Genomic DNA, 19,416 nt, shown 5'->3' with positions numbered 1-19,416 from the left:
ATTGAGACAAGCAGTAAATGTGACAATACTCATTAAGGATTCTCAAAGTCCAATTACAATGCCACTTTACCTATTGCATATATAAACACATCTAAAAACAATATATCTTAAATAATTAAATTTCTTTGTTCATCAAACTATATATTTTAATATTAACAGCCATTTAAATTACACCAACAATTTCATTTATATCTTTTACGCCTTGTTCTTTACAGAAAGCTTCCATCTCTTCTATGATTTCTTTTCCTGCCATAGGATTTACAAAATTTATTGTTCCTATTTGAATCGCTCTTGCACCTGCCATCATAAACTCTATTGCATCTATTCCATTAGATATTCCACCAAGTCCTATTACTGGTATACTAACTGCTTTGCTTACTTCATGAACCATTCTTAATGCTACTGGTTTCACTGCGGGGCCTGAAAGTCCTGCATATACATTATTAAATATTGGCTTTCTTTTATATGGATCTATTGCTAAACCTTTTAATGTATTTATTAAGCTTAATGAATCTGCTCCTGCTTCTTCACATTTTGCTGCCATTTCAACTATATTTTCGGCATTGGGTGATAATTTAACCATAAGAGGTTTTTTGCAAATTTTCTTTATTTCTTTTACAAATTCATAAGCTACCTGAGACTTAATTCCATATGCCATTCCACCACATTTTACATTTGGACATGATATATTTAATTCAATGATATTTACTTCAGTATTATTTAATTTTTCAATAGCTTCTGCATAATCTTCAAAACACCCTCCACCAACATTAGCTAAAATGTTAGTATTTAGTTCTTGCATTTTAGGCAATTCATTTTTTATAAATCCTTCTATTCCTGGATTTTGTAATCCTACAGAATTCATCATTCCAGATGGAGTTTCAAATACCCTAATTCCTTCATTACCTTCTTTAACATTAAGTGTTAATCCTTTGGATGATATTCCGCCTAACATCCCTACATCATAAAAATTGTTATATTCTGCACCAAAACCAAAAGTTCCTGAAGCCGCTATAACTGGATTTTTAAATTCTACACCATTTATATTCACCTTTAACATAACTTCATTCTCCCCTCTGATTTATAATTCCACATAATATCCATCAAATACTGGACCGTCTTTACACGTTCTCTTATTTCCACCTTTAGTTTTGCAAGTACATACTAAACAAGCTCCTACACCACATGCCATGTGTTTTTCCATTGAAACGTAAACTTTAACCTTCTTTTCTTTACACATCTCAACAACCTTTTTCATCATAATTTCAGGACCACAACATAGCACAATATCATATTCCTCTGGCTTTAATATATCCGTAACAAAGCCTTTATGACCATGCTTTCCTGTATTAGTTGTTACTTCTACTTTGTTAGCATATTTAGATAATTCATCTATTAAATATATGTCATCTCTAAATCCTGCATAAACATCTATAAGCCCATATTTATTATTTCTTCTAAGCACTTTACAAACTTCAACCATAGGTGCTGTTCCAATTCCCCCAGAAACAATTGCAACTTTTCCTAAGTATTCATCTAAGTCAAATCCATTTCCTAATGGACCTGTAAGATTTATGTAATCCCCCTCTTGAAGTTTTGCAAATTCTTCTGTTCCTTTTCCTACTACTGCATACATAAAAGTTATTTTATTATCATCTTTTTCGCATATGCTTATGGGTCTTGGAAGTAAGGTTTGACCTTCAAGCTTAAGCATATAAAATTGTCCTGCTCTTATGGCATTATCATCTTCACACACCATCTTATATATATTATCAACTACTTTTTTATTTGAAAGTACCTTTGATTTCTTATAATTTATACTCATTTTACCACCCCTTATAAATCCTCTACAGCTCTTTTTATTTCATCTCTCATTTTTATAACTTCTTCTCTTGCACATAATGCAAATTCCATTTCCCTGTTTTGTTTTTTATAAGCAAGTAATATTCCTCTTGATGAATTCACAACTCCACCATTTCCATTATTTAAATACATTGCTACATCTTCTGCTTTTCCGCCTTGAGCTCCATATCCAGGTATTAAGAAGAACATTGAGTTAAATCTTTTTCTTAATTCTTTTCCTTCTTCAACATGAGTACATCCAATTACGCCTCCTAATGGATGATAGCCACATTTTGAAATCATATTTTCGCCCATTTTCATAAGCTTATCGCCAACTACATGATATACTTTATTTCCTGTAGTTGTATCTAAATACTCAATATCTTCTGCTCCCTCATTTGATGTTCTAACTAATGTAAATGCACCTTTTTTTCCGTTTACTAAATATTGAACATACGGTTTTATACTGTCCATTCCCATATAAGGATTTAGTGTAATAAAATCTGCTTCAAAGTCTCCTTCAAAATGAGCCTTTGCATACATTTGGGCAGTAGCTGCTATATCGCCTCTTTTTATATCAGCTATTATGATTTCATCTTTTTTTCTTAGATATTCTAATGTTTTCTTATAAGCTAATAATCCTTCTAAGCCTAAAGCTTCATAATAAGCTATTTGTACCTTAAAGCATGCTGCAACATCATATGTAGCATCTATAATTTGTTTATTAAATTCAAATATAGCTTCACTTGGTGTTTTTCCATTTCTTATATGCTCTGGAATATACTCTAAAGATGTATCTAATCCAACACATACAACACCTCTTTTTTCAACTCTCTCATATAGCTTATCCATTATATTAATCATCATAGCAACTCTCCTCCAAATTTATATATTAAAAATTATTGTATTGTTAATATATGTTTATATATGCAATAGTGTAAAGTGGCATTGTAATTGGACTTTGAGAATACTTAATGAGTATTGTCACATTTACTGCGTGTCACAATTTTATATTGGGAACAAGCTAAAATGGGACTATAATCATTTTAGCATTCCTAAGTTCAATTACTCAGTCCACTTTGCTTATGCATATATAAACATGCTACTAAAACATATATATTTTTTACTTCTTATATTTAATTTTTCCACCCTTTATTGTAGTAAACACTTCTCCATAATACTCCATACCTTCAAATGGTGTATTTCTACCTTTTGATGCAAATTCTTTGGAATCTACCTTTATTTTTTTATCTATATCTATTAAAACTAGATCCGCCTCTACCCCTATACTAATTTTCCCCTTATTCATTCCTAATAACTGAGCTGGATTAAGTGACATAAGTTTGCTTAATTCATTTAATGAAATCTCATTTTCTCTAACCAGCTTTGTATAACATATTGGAAAAGCTGTCTCTAATCCAACCATTCCTGGAGATCCCTTAGATTTTTCTTCTAATGTATGTGGTGCATGGTCCGTTCCTATTGTATCAATATTTCCCATCTTAATTGCTTTTATAATTGCATCTACATCTTCTTTTTCTCTTATCGGTGGATTAACTCTATAATCATTTATTTCCTTAGTTAAGGATATATGATGTGGTGTTACTTCTAATGTAATATTTGCACCTTCATTCTTAGCATCAATAATATATTTTAATGCTTCTTTAGTACTAACATGACACATATGTAAATGTGCTCCTGTTATCTTAGCAAGTTCCACATCTCTAATGGTCATCATATTTTCAGCTATTCTCATATCACTTTTAGAAAACTCTGGGCTTTCAGCATGTGACATAAGCACCCAGTTATTTTCTTTTGCAATTTTCATTGCCTCAAGCATAGTATTAGAATTTGATACTCCAACTCCATCATCTGAAATTGCTTTAACTTCATTATCATCTCTAAATTCGTTTAAATGATCTAAAGTTTTTCCATCAAAATTCTGAGTTACTGAAATGCATTGATGTATATCAATTAAATCTAAGTCTTTTGATTTATCTCTAACATACTGCACTACCTCTTTAGATGAACATATAGGCTTTGTATTTGCCATCAAACATACACCTGTGTAACCACCTTTTAATGCTGCTTTTGATCCACTCTCTAAATCCTCTTTCCATGTAAGACCTGGATCTCTAAAATGAGCATGTGTATCAATAAAGGCAGGCATTAATATCTTTCCTTCGCAACTAAGAGTCTCAACATTGTCTTTATTTATTTCCTTCGCAATTTCACTTATCAATCCATCTTTTATATAAATATCACCATAAAAATCTTGAATCGCATCTATAATTCTTGCATTTTTAATTAAAAGTTCCACCAAGCTCACTCCCTTACACTTATTACACTTCAGATAATTTTGTTATTTCATCACAATATTCACACCTATAAGTGCCCTTTTCCTTATCTAATAGTACAAAAGAGTGTGCCACATACTTTTCATATTGAGTTATACACCTTGAATTTTTGCACTTTAATATATTGGTTACTTTCTTTGGTAATGTAGGTTTTATCTTACCTACTATCTCCTCATTTTCAACTTCATTTATAGTTATACTTGGAGAAAGTAATCCTAATATTGTATAATCTAACTCTCTACAGTTTTCTATCTTTATTATGTCCTTCTTTCCTAACAATTCACTTTTTGCATTTATTATTAAAGCAACACTGCAATTACTGTTATCTAGTCCTAAATAGTTAAATATTTTTATTCCCATTCCTGCTTCAATATGATCTATAACTAATCCGTTTTTTAAGCTTGTAATTTCTAACATCTTATAACACCCCCAAAAGTTTAGCCATTAATGCCATTCTTGCATACATTCCGTATTCAGCCTGTTTAAAGTATGCTGCTCTTTTATCATAATCAACTTCACATGCAATTTCATTTACTCTTGGCAGAGGATGCATAACTATCATATCGTCTTTTGCTAGATTCATTTTTTCTTTATTTAATATATAACTATCTCTAAGTCTTAAGTATTCTTCTTCATTGAAGAACCTCTCTTTTTGTATTCTAGTCATATATAATATATCAACTTTATCTATGATCTCCTCTAATGTTTCTACTTCTAAAAACTCAATATTATTTTTTCTAAGTATTTCTTCTCTTATATAATCTGGTATTCTTAATTCTTTTGGGGAGATAAGTAAAAATTTGTTGCCTTCATATCTAGACATTGCTTTTATTAACGAATGAACTGTTCTTCCATATTTTAAATCACCACATATACCAATAGTATGTCTATTTAAACCTTTCTTAAGCATTTCTATTGTTAATAAATCAGTAAGAGTTTGAGTTGGATGTTGATGACCACCATCTCCTGCATTAATGATTGGAACACTTGAATAAAGACTTGCTACTTTAGCTGATCCTTCTTTAGGATGCCTCATTGCTATTATATCAGTATAAATTGACACCATTTTGATTGTGTCAGATAAAGTTTCACCCTTTGATGTTGATGATGAATTTGGCTCAGAAAAGCCAAGTATTTTCCCACCAAGTCTCATCATAGCTGCTTCAAAACTAAATCTAGTTCTTGTACTTGGCTCGTAAAATAAGGTTGCTAATATTTTCCCATCACAGACATGAGAAAACTTTTCTGGATCTAAAATTATTTCATGTGCTAATTTAAAAATTTCTTTTAATTCTTCTACTGTAAAATCCATTGGGTCTATTAAATGTTTGTCTTTTATCATATTGATATCACTCCTTTTTAAGTATGCAGAAAAACTTATAAAAAGTTATACCAAAGCGATCTAAAAGTCTTTTAGATAGTGCCATATTTCATAGATTTAATTAATTTACTAAATTTAATTTTATACCCTTAATTATTTTAAATAACCAATTACATTTGCATATAATTAATTGTATAAAAAAAGCCTTCTTCACGCGTGAAGGAAGGCATAATAATCCTGTAAATATGGTATTATATAACTTCCTTGCTGATCTCTCTGGATCAAATTAAAGGTTATTCTTTGTGTAAGAATAACATTTATTTTATATCATGTCAAGAAGAAAATTTGCCTTAACGAGTTTCTATTTTATAGTAAAAATATAAACCTTAATAAGTTTATTATCTATACATTATTTCAAAGAATCCTTGTTTCTTACTTTCCTTTTTATTGTTCTTATTTGTTTCATATTTATGCATTATTTCAAAGAACAAAATAGCTAAAACTAATATTTGCTCTTAGATTATTGTACAAAAACAAAAAAAATTGCACCATTAAATATTTAAATTATTCAATGAGTACAATTTCTCTTTAATATATTTATTTTTATATTTACTATTTATATTCTTTTATAGATGTGGTGTTACTATTCCTTTATACATAAGTATTGCAAATACTATACCTGCAATTATTCTGTATATTGCAAATACTCTCATAGGTTTTTTCTTTAGGTAAGCAACAAAACCTTCCATTACTACTAATGAAACTATAAATGCTACTATGAATCCCACTATTAAAGCAACCCAATTAGTCGCATTCATAAGTGCAAAATCAAATTCAAAAAGATCTTTAGCTGATGATCCAACCATTGCTGGAATTGCTAAAAAGAATGAGAATTCTGCTGCTATCGGTGTTGAAAGACCAGCTACCCAACCACCCATGATTGTAGAAGCACTTCTTGACATTCCAGGCCACATTGATAAAACTTGAAATAATCCAACCTTTATAGATTGCATTGGAGTTATTCTATCTATGTTTTTAACAGAGTGTCTTTTTTTTCTAAATATATTTTCTATTACTATTAATAAAATACCACCAACTATAAATCCTACAACTACTGCTTGAGGTTTAAATAAGCTTTTTATTTTACTATAATATAATATTCCAACTACACCTGCTGGTATTGATCCTATTAAAACATTTATTCCAAATTTGAATCCGACTTCACCTTTTTTTCCACCTGTAAAAATGTATGTGAAGAATTCAATAACACTATCTTTTATCTTTTTCCAGTATAATACTACTACTGCAAGTATTGCGCCTAATTGTATTACAACTTCAAACATCTTAACAAATTCCCCTTGGAAATTGATTAAATCTGATGCAAGTATCATATGTCCTGTTGATGATACTGGAACAAATTCAGTAAGACCTTCAACTATTGCTACAATAATTGCTTTGAATATGAATAAAAAGTCTAATCCCATTCTTTTATCACTCTCTTTCTAATAAGTTTCCATTTTAAATTATAATACTTATTATGTTATATATTATTAATTTTTCCTTAAAATTATTTTACTTATTGAATTTATCCCATCTATAGATAAATTTAATTCTGTTTCACCTTTAGGTATCTCAACTTCTTTATATTTTTTAATTTTCTCATAATCAGAATTATTAGTACTTAAATAATATTCATCCATAATTTTTCCATCTTTAAATGCACCTAAAATCATAAATATACTATTTTTGTTTTGTTCTTTGCCTTGATTATTATCAGTAATTTTAACTAAATCTTGCTTTTCCATTAAGATTAGATATGCTTTTTCATCTTGTCCTACTCTATTGTCTTCGGGACTCTTTTCAAAAAGCTTTGTATCTTGTGTAAAAATTGTTGGTGGAGCAAACTTATCTTTAAATTTAATTTCTAAAGCTTTTTCATTTTTTATATATGTTATTAAGGTATTACTTTTGTTGTTTTTTACAGTATTATCTATTTGTATGCTATATGAATCCAAATACTTTTTAAAATTCTTTTTATATTCTTTTTCTTTAGTTTTTCCCACATAAAATAATGGATTAAATTCCTTATTCATCACTTCTGTTGCAGATAATAAGGTGTCTCTTTCTCTAAAGTAACCTCTATCTAATGGATCTATCATTACCCATTTATTATTCTCATTGCTCCAATATTCTATAACATAATAATTGTATTTAGGTTCAAAAGCAGCATCTTTCATTCTATAAACTCCCACTCTACTTTTAAAACCATATGAAGCTAATAAGTCACGCTCTATTATTGCCATATCTTTAGCAGATACTTTTTTTCTTCCACCTAAATTTTTTAAAATATCATATGCTGATTTCTGATTTAAATCATCTATATCATCATATTGGCAAATTGAATTTAAAATATCAATACTTTTTAACACTTTATCTATTTCTTCATTAGATTCATTTAATAATTCCTTAACTTTATATGTACTATCTAAAGATTTAATCTTTTCATTATTTTCATCGTCATAAAAAAAAGTAATATTATTTTCATTATAATAATTATCCCAAGTTAAAACTTCAAATTCTTTAACTTGATTTATTTTAGAAAAATGTACAAAAAATAAAATTATACAAATTAAAAATACTAAAATTCCTATAAATCTATTTTTAATTTTTTTGCTCACAAATTCATCCCCTTTTAATCTCGTCATATTAAAATCGTATCTTAAACATGCTTAATGTTATAAATCAGGGAATTAACTCCCTGATTTATAACATTATCATATTAATATTCTATTAATTTAAATTGAGAAATAGTTAGTCCACTACTATTATCTTTTTTATATGTTTTAACTCTATTATAGTTTTCAGTTATTATTTCTTTTATTTTACCGTCAGTATTTTCATTTATTTCATTATAAGCTGCTTTAAAGTTAACTAATGCTCTATCTATGTCACCTTCAATACATATGTAATAATATCCTGCATTATTTAAATTTATTATGTCATTTTCATCAATAGCATAAGCAGACCTTATAGCATTTATAGCTTTTTCATTTTTACCTTTATTTAAATAAACACTACCTAAAGTTCTATAATACTTTGCATTACTAGTATCTAATTCAATACTCTTATTTAAAAGCTTTATACCTTCATCTTCTCTCTGATTGCTTATTTTAATTAAAGCTGAATTATAATATATTTCTGCATTTTTCGGATCTATTTTAGACGCAATTTCATAGTATTCTAAAGCTTTATTTGAATCCTTAACTATATCTTGATAATATTTTGCTGTGTTTACCAAAACTTCTGGATTAAATAAATCTATTTCTAAAGCAGTTCTAAAGTAAGACATGATACTTTCAAATTTTCCATCTTCTACTTTATACTCTTTTACTATAATATTAGGAATCAATACTCCATATATATTAGGATAGTCTCTATTTAATAATATAGATTTTTTAGCATTTTCAAATGCTTCTGTATATCTTCCTGCTTCATAATTATATAAAGATAATATGTACCAATCAATATATGACTCTTCATTACCATTTGTCATTTCTTTTAAACAATTAACAGCCATTTTACTATCATCCATATTTTTATATGCTGTATATTCTATAAAGTTAATATTAAACATTTCTGTTTCACTAAGCTTTTCATTTTTAATCTTATTAATTATGTCTATACTCTTTGAAGCAGTATTCATATCTAATGAATATATTTCTGCAAGCCATATTTTATAGATATTATCATTTTTGTATTTACTTTGTAATTTAGAAACTTCACTTATTAATTTGCCCTTATCATATAGTGATAATTGTTTTATTCCATTAAAAATCGTCAATGCATCTTCATTTTTATCACATGCATCTTTTAATAGTTTTAACCCATTTTCCCAATTTCCAATTAAAACATTCATTCTTGAAGTAACTATAAGATCTTTTACACTGTCTGAAGTATCATAATTTTCTAAAATTCCTTTTGCTTTTTCCGTATTGTTATTACTAATATAAACTGTAAACATCGTATTTGCCAACTCTTTATATGTAGGATTATCTTTTAAGAATAATTCTCCATATTCTAAAGCTTTTTTATTTTCACCATTCATAAAACTTGTTAACACTATTTCATTAGTAATTTTCTTATCTTTTTCTTTTAACTCTTCTCTATTATTTGTATCTATAATTTTGTTTCTTGATTCATACACTTTACTAATTAATTCATTTGATTTTACATAATCACCCTTTATAGAGTAAATTTCCGCAACTTTCATATTATACTCTGGCCAAGGCATATCAGCTTGCAACTTTAAATATTCTTCAATAGCTAAATTATAATTTCCATTAAAGAAAGCCTCTTCTGCTGGATTAGTTGCTATTGACACCTTTTCTTCACTTGGCATTAAACTTTTTACTGCAACTACAATACCAAATGCAGTTACTAATGTTAAAATCATTGTAATTATAGAAGTAAAGTATTTATTAGACTCAGAAATCTTTTTATATGTACAAAATATCTTTTGTAGAAAAGAATTTTTATTTGTGTTTTCCATATGTACACTCCTTACATATTTCTAGTACGTTTACACTTTCTTTATATTTTAACAAACCTTTGTACAAAAATCTACATTTATTGATATATTCAAAAATGTAAAATTATTTGGCATATAAAATTTTTGTGCTATACTTATATTTGTTTTTAGTAATTTATGATAAAATCTTATATTATTAAATAAAATAATTAGGTGGTGACTACAATAAATATTAAGTCTATTTTAAGTATAATTTCAGCTAAATGCATAGCATTTCTTTCAAAACATCTAATAAAAGGTGGGAGTACTTTCCCTGGTAAAATAGCACTGAAAATCGATAAAAATATTTTAAAAAAAGTTAGTGATGGCTATAAGATAATACTTGTAACTGGTACTAATGGAAAAACTACGACTACAAGTATGATAACAAATATACTAAAAGAAAATGGATTTGATGTCATAACTAATAATACAGGTGCTAATTTATATCCTGGTATTACAGCTTGTTTTATATCGAATTATAAGTTTTTTAATAAACCTAAAAATAGATATGCTGTAATTGAAGTTGATGAAGCTAATGTTAAATTTATAACTGAGCATATTTCTCCTGAAATAATAACAGTAACAAACTTATTTAGAGATCAATTAGATAGATATGGTGAAGTTTACACAACACTTAACAAAATTTTAGAAGGTATAGTTAAAGTTCCTGACTCAAAATTAATTTTAAATGGTGATGAATCTTTACTTGGCAAATTAAACCTAAAGAATCCAATGATTTATTATGGTTTTAATACTCCTATAAATGAAAATCATTCTATTGATATAAATGCAGACTCAAAATTCTGTAAAGTTTGTAAGACAAGATACTCTTATAATTTTGTAACTTATAATCATCTAGGAGACTTTTATTGTACAGAATGCGGATATAAAAGACCAACGCTAAGTTATGCTGTTAATAAAATATTTGATTTAAACCCAGAAAATTCGTCTGTTCTTATTAATGATACTGATATCTTAATAAGTCAATCAGGAGCTTATAATATTTACAATGCATTATGTGCCTACGCAATATCAAAAGAGCTAGGAATTAACGATGATGTAATAGTGAACTCTCTACAAAATCAAAATTCAAGTTTTGGTAGACAAGAGCAAATTGCTATTGGTAGTAAACAGGTTGAAATAATATTAGTTAAGAATCCAGCTGGTTACAATCAAGCACTCGATACTTTATGTCTTAATAAAAATGACTTTTCAGCTACATTTTTATTAAATGATAATTATGCTGATGGAAGAGATATTTCTTGGATATGGGATGTTAATTTTGAAAAAATATCTACTCTTCCAATAAAAAATATTTTTATTTCAGGAACAAGAATGTATGATATGGCGGTAAGATTAAAAATTGCTGGTCTTAATAAAGATAACTTTATATTAGAAGAAGATTATGAAAAACTAACTGAATCTATACAAAATGATTCATCTTCTAACAAGGTATATATTCTAGCAACTTATACTGCTATGATAAATTATCGAAAATACCTTCATTCAAAAGGTTACATTAAAAAACTATGGTAATTTAAAGGAGGTAATACTTTGGAATTAAATATTTGTCACTTATATCCTGATTTATTAAATGTATATGGGGATGTAGGTAATGTGCTAATTTTAAAACACAGAGCAGAAGAAAGAGGAATAAAAGTAAACATTATTAATTCTTCTATAAATGATACTCTAAACAAAGATGAAATAGATATTATATTCTTTGGTGGCGGTCAAGATTATGAACAATCAATAGTATCTGAAGATTTAAATACTATAAAAAAAGATTCTTTAACTTCTTATATTGAAGAAGAAAAAGTCCTATTAGCAATATGTGGCGGTTATCAATTATTAGGTAAATATTACACTGCTCCAAATGGTGAAAAGATCAATGGATTGGGAATACTAAATATTCATACTGAAGGTGGAGATACAAGATTTATAGGCAATACTGAAATATATAATGAAGTATTTAATCAAACTTATGTTGGTTTTGAAAATCATTCTGGTAGAACTTATATAAATGATCATACTCCACTTGGCAAATGCGTTCATGGATATGGCAATAATGGTGAAGATGGATATGAAGGTTGTATATATAAAAACACTTTTTGTTCATACTTTCATGGATCATTCTTATCTAAAAATCCAGAATTTGCTGATAAACTTTTAACTCTAGCATTAAGAAATAAGTATGGAAATGAAATTGCCTTAGATATTTTAGACGACGATTTTGAAATAAACGCCAAAAAATCAATTCAGAAAAAACTAAATACAAATTCTTAATTACTTTATTAAAGATGAGCTAATATCAAAATGTATACTGATATTAGCTCGTTTTTAATTATATATTTAAATCACTTATCTATTACATGTTTGCCTATTAAATATTGAACTTCCCATTCTTCCATTTCATCAAAGGTTTTAAATTCATATCCTAAACTTTTATATTTAATTATAATATCTTGAAGTGCACTAGTGGTTGTTACCTTATTTTCTAAATCATGCATTAAAATAACTTCTATATTATTAATACCAGCTTGATTTTCAATATTACTTGTTATTTGTTCTTCAGGTACCATAGCTGCACAAGTATCCCCTGAATCTATACTCCAATCTATATAATCCATTCCTCTTTTTCTTAATTCACTTTTTATATTTTGCAAAGTTTGATAATTGCTCACAGTATTATCTGAACCACCTGGCATTCTTACAAACCTGAAACTTCTATTTCCACCAGTAACGTCATTTATAATTCTGGTACATTCATTAAGATCATTTATATAATACTCAGTTGATGAATATAACTCTTTATACTGATGATTATTACAATGAGGTATAATCCCCATATTATATTCGTTTAATTGTTTTAAAATCTCCTTATATCTTAAAGCATTAGAACCAACTACACAAAAAGTAGCTCTTACATTGTTTTCATTTAATATTTGTAATATATTTTCAGTATTATTAGGAGATGGACCATCATCAAATGTTAAATAGACTATTTTTCTTGAAGTTTGATCTAATGCATTAACCCTATACGTATTAAAAACCGAAAAAATTATAATAATAGATAATATTAGAAATTTAAAATATTTTTTCATATCTTCCACCCCTTTCTTAACATATATATAGTTTGTTCTAAAAAACAAAATTTATAGGTGTAAGTTATAGGTAAATATTAAAATACTATGTTGAAATAAGCATTTTTCATGGATTTATTTATAAAAATTCTTATATTATGTCTTGTATTTTATTGTTATTAAATATCATAAATGATATACTTATGTTGGTTTAAATATTACTAAATAGAGATGGGGAGATTTTACTTGAAAAGAAATTTAATCTTAAAAACACTTGCATTAACTATTACTATTTCACTATTTGCTCCTTTTTCAGTAAAAAGTTATGCAACTGAAAATACTAAACAAACTTCACCTAGTATTCAAGCTGAATCAGCTTTAACTATGGATTATGAAACAGGTGAAATAATTTATACTAAAGATGCTGATAGTAAAAGGTATCCTGCAAGTACTACTAAATTATTAACAGGTTTATTATTAGCTGAAAAGTTCGAAAAAAATTCTGAACTTTCATTTACTAAATCAGCTAAAGAACAACCTGAATATTCATTAAACATAAATTATATGGGTAACAGAATGCAAGTTGGAGATAAAATGCTTGCTGATGATGTCATGAAAGGATTATTGCTTTTCTCTGGAAATGATACTGCATATATGATTGCAGATAATGTTGCTGGTAGTTCAGAAGCATTTTCAGAATTAATGAATAAAAAAGCAAAGGAACTTGGAGCTAATAATAGTAATTTTATTACTGCTAACGGACTTCATGATCCAAATCATTATACAACCGCTTATGATTTATCTTTAATAACTAAAGCAGCTTTTGAAAATCCATGGGAAAGAGAAACTATGACTTTAAAAGAAGCTCCTATAGATATAAATGGTTCTAGAATTATATTAGAAAATAGAAATTTAGGATTAGGTAAAAATGGAAACATTGCTGGTAAAACTGGATTAACTAATGCTGCTGGTGGTTGTTTAGCTGCTGTATATGAAAAAGATGGCAGAAAAATAATAGGTGTTGTTTTAAAAAGTAGACAACTCGATAATGTTGATATGACTAAATTCAATGATATGGATTCTATTATTGATTATAGTTATTCTGCTAATAAAGAAGTTTATAAAAAATCAGATGAAGAAGTTGGAACTACTGATTTACAATATAAATCTTTTGGTTTCTTTGGACCTACAAAAACAATTACTGTACCAATAGTTTTAAGTCAGGATGTTATGTATTATAAGAATGATATTAATGATGCTGAATCTTTAATAACTTATAATGCTTCAAATACTAGCGCTTGGAAGTTAGCATTTAATAAAAATACAAACTTAACTTATTCAACTAGAAATCATACTGAAGAAGTTCAAGGTATTATAAATATATCTTTAGGAAAAATATTAAAAGATAATATATTATTGTATTCAACAGTTTTGGTAATTGCTATAATAATAATCACATTAATAGTTCTTATAAAAAATATGGCTAAAAATAATAGAAAAAGACGTTACAAAAGAAGATATTAATAATAATTCTTTATTACAAACATTGTTTTAAAAATTTTATTTATATAAAAGGTGAAAAAAATGAATAAATTAAATTTTAAAGGTAGTGTGATGTTAAATCCCACGCCTGTAGTTCTTGTTACCTCTAAAAATAAAGAAGGTAAAGTAAATGTATTTACTGTTGGTTGGATAAGTACAGTATGTACAAAAGAACCTATACTTGCAATGGGGGTAAGACCTGAACGATTATCTTATGATTATATAAAAGAATCTGAGGAATGTGTTATTAATTTACCTAATAAGCAAATGGTAAAAATAGTAGATTATTGTGGTGTTAGATCGGGTAAAAAAGAAGATAAGATTAAAAATCTTAATTTAAAATTAAATGAAGGAGTAAAAGTAAATACACCTTCATTAGAAGATGCTCCATTTGCATTAGAATGTAAGTTAAAATCTATCACACCATTAGGTACTCATGATTTATTCTTACTGGAAGTACTTAATGTTAAAGTAGATGAGAACTTATTAGACGAAAATGGTAAAATTGGTTTTAATAAAGCGAACTTAATTTGTTATAATCATGGAGAATATTTTGAAGTCAATTCAAATCCTTTAGGCTCATTTGGATATTCTGTTATGAAGAAAAATACTAAAAAAAAGGCAAGAAAAAAATCTAAATAATACTTATAAATAAAGCTTATATGATAAGAATAAAATCATATAAGCTTTATTGTTTATGTGCTATCTAGCTTTTCTTATGCATATATCACAGCATCTCACTTAAATAAACAACTACTATTATTTATTCCCATGCATTCCATATATCAGGTGTATATCCTACTGTAGCACATTTACCATTTCTTACAATTGGAGTATTCATCACTTTAGGATTTTTTAAAACAATTTCTTTTTTTATTTCAGCACTTCTTATATTATTCAAATTCAATTTATTATAATCTTTAGATTTTGAATTTATTAAATCATTAACAGATACTGAATTTAAAACACTATTAAGTTCACCCTTACTTATTCCCTTCTCATTTAAGTCAATAAATTGAAAATTAATTCTTCTTTCTTTAAAATATCTTTCTGCCTTCTTTGTATCAAAACATTTTTTAGTTCCAAATATTTGTATATTCATTACAACTCTCCTAAATTTAATTATATATATTGATTATACTAATTTAACTCTACTTTTATTTTAAATCAAGAACAAATATGCTGAATTTTTATTTAAAAACTAAATTATAAAATGAATATATGTATTTATTGTAGTACTTATAGTATTACAAAATATTGCATTATATTTCTTTATATCTTATAATATCCTATGATTAGTTACTGAAGGGAGAGAATTATTGGAAGTTAAAAATAGGGACAGTTATTTTGATAATTTAAGAGGCTTCTTTTTAATTTGTGTTATAATTGGTAACTCACTTGAATATGTAAGTCCTACATGTATAGATCCTCATTACTTTATCCTTTTTCTTTATATGTTTCATATGCCAGCGTTAACTTTTATATCAGGATATTTTTGTAAAAAAAGCAAAAGAACAACACAACAAAAAGTACTTGATACATTCAAAATATATTTTTATGCGCAGACTTTTTATTATTTACTTAGTATCATTGTATTTCAAAATTATGGTTTAAGAATTGAATATTTGCGTCCTAATTGGACTTTATGGTACTTATTTGCATTAACAGCTTTTTATGTAATCTCAGATTATATAAAAAATTGTAGAACTGCTTTGCCTATTAGCATAGTAATTTCTTTAATTCTTGGGCTTGACGTAAGTTTTACTGCACAAGCTAGTGCTTCCAGAATTATATTTTTCTTACCATTTTTTATAGCAGGATTAGGTTTTGAAAAAAAACATCTAGGAATTGTAAAAAAACATTTGTGGAAATTTATTTTGATAAGTTTATTATCATTAGGAATTTTATATGTACTTAAAGATGAAACTTCTGTGGAACTGTTATTTGAATATACAAACTACACTTTTTATTATGACACTTCTACATATCCCCTGTTTATAAGAGTCCTTCATTATATAGGAGCTTTTTCAATTTTAGGAGTTATTTTTAGTATATGTACATCAAAGAAGACTTCAATATCTTGGATTGGTAAAAATTCATTATATCTATATCTATCGCATGCCGCTATAATACAATTAATGGTGAAGTTTAGGTTATTTAAAATTGATACACCATTACAAATTATCGTATCAGAATTACTTTTAATTGTAATTTTATGCTTAATTACATATTGGTATTTAAATATTAAAAATAAAATTAAATCTAAAGTATAAAATAGTGGCTATCTTAATATTTTAAGATAGCCACTATTTTATACTTTTTTAACTAATGAGTTTTTTCGTTTTTCATTTATAAATACAATTAATGCTGGTAAAACAGATATAATTATCATTCCTATTAAAATAAGTGATAAGTTATTTCTGACAAATCTAATATTTCCAAAGAAATATCCACATATAGACAATATCAATACCCATAAATTTCCACCAACAACATTGAATAAAATAAAATCTTTATAATTCATTTTTCCAATTCCAGCTACAAAAGGAGCAATGGTACGTACTATAGGAATAAATCTTGCAAACATTATAGTTTTCATGCCATGCTTTTCATAAAATTTATTAGTCTTTTCTATGTGAGCTCTTTTAACTATGTTGCTTTTTATTAACTTATTTCCAAATAGCCTTCCAATCTCATAATTCACTGTATCACCTAATATCGCTGCAAATATTAATAATATTACTAAAACATAAATATTTAAAGCTCCCATTGCTGCAAAAGTTGCTGCTGCAAATATTAATGAGTCCCCTGGTAAAAATGGGGTTACAACCAACCCTGTTTCACAAAATATTACAATAAACAAAATTAAATAAGTTTGCATTCCATAATTATTAATTATCATTCCAATATATTTATTCATATGTATAAATACATCTACTATTTGACTTACGTTTTCCATATTGTACTCCTTATTTCTGTAATTTAATTATTATTTTATTACATATGATTATATAGCATCCAGCTTCAAGCTTTCAATCTTCATTTCTATATTTAACATAAATTTAATGTAATAAAAATTACACTATTTTAGCATTTTTCCACTTTTCACTCTTATATCTAAATACCGATATTGTTGATGCTAATATCCATCCTAAAGGTATTGCCCACCATATTGCTTTTTGGCCAATAAAATATGATAAAGTATATGCTGCTATTACCCTTAATGATAAATTGCATAATGTACTTACCATAAATACTTTAATATCTCCTGCTCCCCTAAGTACTCCATTTGTTGTTACCATAAGTCCCATAAGTACATAAAAAATTGAAACTACTGTAATGTACTCCACCCCTATACTAATAGCTTCTTTATTAAGACTTGAATCAACAAACATTCCTATTATATTTTCTGCATATACATGCAACAAGATTGCAATTATAAAACAAAATATCCCTATCATCTTTATTGCAGCTTTGTATCCATCTTTTACACGATCTATTAAATCAGCACCAATATTTTGAGCTGTAAATGTCGATACTGCACTACTTATATTAACCATTGGCATAATAATTATAGAATCTATTCTGGTAGCTGACGTATATGCAGCAATAGTTACAACTCCATAAGTATTAACTAAGGCTTGAACAAACAAATTTCCTATTGATACTATTGCCTGTTGTATTATTGATGGGATAGCTATTTTACATGTTTTTTTCAATATCTTAATATCAAATATTTTATATTCTTCATGTACTTCTATTCTTTTAACCTTTATCAAAAGATATATTAATGATAATATTGCAGAAACCCCTTGAGAAATTAAAGTTGCATATGCTGCACCTATTACTCCCATATTAAACTTTACTACAAATAATAAGTCTAACCCTACATTTAAAATAGATGAAAAGATTAAAAAACATAATGGTATTTTAGAATTACCTAAAGCATTAAATGCTCCAGTATTAATATTATAAACAAATAAAAAAACTACTCCCATCATATATACTTTCATATAGCTATCAGCATCTGTTAATATGTTCAATGGTGTTTTTAAAATTCTTAATACAGAATTACTTGTAATTACTCCTATTATCATTAGTATTGTACTAAATATTATTATCGAAATAATTGATGTATATATTGCTGTCTTCATATTCCCTATTTGCTTTGCTCCAAACATCTGTGATATTACAACAGAACATCCAATGCTAGCTCCAGTTGCAACTGCTATAAACAAAAATATAATAGGATAAGAAGCTCCTACAGCTGCTAATGCATTAGCTCCTATAAAGTTTCCTACAACTACTGAATCTATAATATTATAAAATTGCTGAAATACATTTCCAATAACCATAGGAATGGCAAATAAAAACACTATCTTTCCAGGGTTCCCCTTAGTCATATCTTTTATCATTAAAACCCTTCTTTCATAATTTTTAGGATTATACATTTTCTTTTAATATGGTTTTTCAACTCTTTAAGCAAATTGTAATCTACACTTTAGAATTTGGTTTATATTATTTTTTACGTTCTTAATTTATGACTTCTCCCTGTTAAAATTTGATTCTATTTTAAATGTGTGTTGATATATACAATAATAAAGTGGCATTGTAATTTGACTTTGAGAATCCTTAATGAGTATTGTCACATTTACTGCTTGTCTCAATTTTATATTGGGAGCAAGCTAAAATGGGACTATA

The 19,416-nt window shown here is 27.0% G+C and carries 18 protein-coding genes; 5 read left to right on the top strand and 13 right to left on the bottom strand.

All coding sequences use genetic code 11. The features are described 5' to 3' along the window. Nucleotides 1-163: 163 nt before the first annotated feature. The 9 genes from RGC78_RS14385 to RGC78_RS14345 all read right to left on the bottom strand — a co-directional run bounded on the left by RGC78_RS14385 (nucleotide 164) and on the right by RGC78_RS14345 (nucleotide 10,069). The gene (locus tag RGC78_RS14385) at nucleotides 164-1,060 is read right to left on the bottom strand and encodes a dihydroorotate dehydrogenase (RefSeq protein ID WP_309556856.1); all 897 of its coding nucleotides are present in this window, start codon (nucleotides 1,058-1,060) and stop codon (nucleotides 164-166) included. 21 nt (nucleotides 1,061-1,081) lie between these two features. Next, nucleotides 1,082-1,825, bottom strand: coding sequence for a dihydroorotate dehydrogenase electron transfer subunit (locus tag RGC78_RS14380; protein ID WP_252226716.1), 744 nt, complete (start codon nucleotides 1,823-1,825; stop codon nucleotides 1,082-1,084). A gap of 11 nt (nucleotides 1,826-1,836) precedes the next feature. Further along, nucleotides 1,837-2,709, bottom strand: a complete 873-nt coding sequence (gene pyrF / locus RGC78_RS14375; protein WP_252226718.1) for an orotidine-5'-phosphate decarboxylase — start codon at nucleotides 2,707-2,709, stop codon at nucleotides 1,837-1,839. Nucleotides 2,710-2,965: 256 nt separating this feature from the next. Continuing rightward, on the bottom strand, nucleotides 2,966-4,162 hold the full coding sequence (locus RGC78_RS14370) for a dihydroorotase (protein WP_252226720.1): 1,197 nt from the start codon (nucleotides 4,160-4,162) through the stop codon (nucleotides 2,966-2,968). A gap of 22 nt (nucleotides 4,163-4,184) precedes the next feature. After that, the gene (locus tag RGC78_RS14365; protein ID WP_252213102.1) at nucleotides 4,185-4,616 is read right to left on the bottom strand and encodes an aspartate carbamoyltransferase regulatory subunit; all 432 of its coding nucleotides are present in this window, start codon (nucleotides 4,614-4,616) and stop codon (nucleotides 4,185-4,187) included. Nucleotide 4,617: 1 nt separating this feature from the next. Then, on the bottom strand, nucleotides 4,618-5,541 hold the full coding sequence (gene pyrB, locus RGC78_RS14360; protein WP_252213101.1) for an aspartate carbamoyltransferase: 924 nt from the start codon (nucleotides 5,539-5,541) through the stop codon (nucleotides 4,618-4,620). Between the two features lie 605 nt (nucleotides 5,542-6,146). After that, nucleotides 6,147-7,004, bottom strand: coding sequence for an undecaprenyl-diphosphate phosphatase (locus RGC78_RS14355; RefSeq protein WP_252213100.1), 858 nt, complete (start codon nucleotides 7,002-7,004; stop codon nucleotides 6,147-6,149). 66 nt (nucleotides 7,005-7,070) lie between these two features. After that, the gene (locus RGC78_RS14350; protein WP_309556855.1) at nucleotides 7,071-8,198 is read right to left on the bottom strand and encodes a hypothetical protein; all 1,128 of its coding nucleotides are present in this window, start codon (nucleotides 8,196-8,198) and stop codon (nucleotides 7,071-7,073) included. 101 nt (nucleotides 8,199-8,299) lie between these two features. After that, nucleotides 8,300-10,069: a tetratricopeptide repeat protein gene (locus RGC78_RS14345; RefSeq protein WP_252226725.1), complete on the bottom strand. Its 1,770-nt coding sequence runs from the start codon at nucleotides 10,067-10,069 to the stop codon at nucleotides 8,300-8,302. A 195-nt stretch (nucleotides 10,070-10,264) separates the two neighbouring features. Here RGC78_RS14345 and RGC78_RS14340 point away from each other — a divergent pair, with 195 nt between their 5' ends. Both RGC78_RS14340 and RGC78_RS14335 read left to right on the top strand, forming a co-directional pair. Then, on the top strand, nucleotides 10,265-11,626 hold the full coding sequence (locus tag RGC78_RS14340; RefSeq protein WP_252213535.1) for a MurT ligase domain-containing protein: 1,362 nt from the start codon (nucleotides 10,265-10,267) through the stop codon (nucleotides 11,624-11,626). 18 nt (nucleotides 11,627-11,644) lie between these two features. Then, nucleotides 11,645-12,376: a type 1 glutamine amidotransferase gene (locus RGC78_RS14335; protein WP_252213096.1), complete on the top strand. Its 732-nt coding sequence runs from the start codon at nucleotides 11,645-11,647 to the stop codon at nucleotides 12,374-12,376. A gap of 71 nt (nucleotides 12,377-12,447) precedes the next feature. On the opposite strand, the gene RGC78_RS14330 is transcribed toward RGC78_RS14335, so the two are convergent. Then, nucleotides 12,448-13,194: a polysaccharide deacetylase family protein gene (locus RGC78_RS14330; RefSeq protein ID WP_252213094.1), complete on the bottom strand. Its 747-nt coding sequence runs from the start codon at nucleotides 13,192-13,194 to the stop codon at nucleotides 12,448-12,450. 225 nt (nucleotides 13,195-13,419) lie between these two features. Between RGC78_RS14330 and RGC78_RS14325 the strand changes: the two genes are divergently transcribed. Both RGC78_RS14325 and RGC78_RS14320 read left to right on the top strand, forming a co-directional pair. Then, entirely contained in the window at nucleotides 13,420-14,697 is a 1,278-nt protein-coding gene (locus tag RGC78_RS14325) for a D-alanyl-D-alanine carboxypeptidase family protein (protein WP_252226728.1), read from the top strand. A gap of 60 nt (nucleotides 14,698-14,757) precedes the next feature. Next, a complete protein-coding gene (locus RGC78_RS14320) occupies nucleotides 14,758-15,357 on the top strand; it encodes a flavin reductase family protein (RefSeq protein WP_252213090.1) in 600 nt (199 codons plus the stop codon). A gap of 121 nt (nucleotides 15,358-15,478) precedes the next feature. On the opposite strand, the gene RGC78_RS14315 is transcribed toward RGC78_RS14320, so the two are convergent. Further along, entirely contained in the window at nucleotides 15,479-15,817 is a 339-nt protein-coding gene (locus tag RGC78_RS14315; RefSeq protein WP_252213089.1) for an arsenate reductase family protein, read from the bottom strand. 217 nt (nucleotides 15,818-16,034) lie between these two features. On the opposite strand from RGC78_RS14315, the gene RGC78_RS14310 reads away from it, so the two are divergent. After that, nucleotides 16,035-16,988 (top strand): acyltransferase family protein, encoded by a 954-nt coding sequence (locus RGC78_RS14310; RefSeq protein ID WP_252226731.1) that lies wholly within the window; start codon nucleotides 16,035-16,037, stop codon nucleotides 16,986-16,988. Between the two features lie 38 nt (nucleotides 16,989-17,026). Here the strand turns inward: RGC78_RS14310 and RGC78_RS14305 are convergent, their stop codons facing one another. Together RGC78_RS14305 and RGC78_RS14300 are read right to left on the bottom strand one after the other, a co-directional pair. Beyond that, nucleotides 17,027-17,674, bottom strand: a complete 648-nt coding sequence (locus tag RGC78_RS14305) for a DedA family protein (RefSeq protein ID WP_252226733.1) — start codon at nucleotides 17,672-17,674, stop codon at nucleotides 17,027-17,029. Between the two features lie 118 nt (nucleotides 17,675-17,792). After that, nucleotides 17,793-19,130: an MATE family efflux transporter gene (locus RGC78_RS14300; RefSeq protein WP_252226735.1), complete on the bottom strand. Its 1,338-nt coding sequence runs from the start codon at nucleotides 19,128-19,130 to the stop codon at nucleotides 17,793-17,795. Nucleotides 19,131-19,416: the final 286 nt, after the last annotated feature.

The organism is Clostridium aquiflavi (assembly GCF_031344075.1).
In the GTDB taxonomy this organism is placed as follows: Bacteria; Bacillota; Clostridia; order Clostridiales; family Clostridiaceae; genus Clostridium; species Clostridium aquiflavi.
This window is presented reverse-complemented; position numbering and strand designations above follow the sequence as displayed.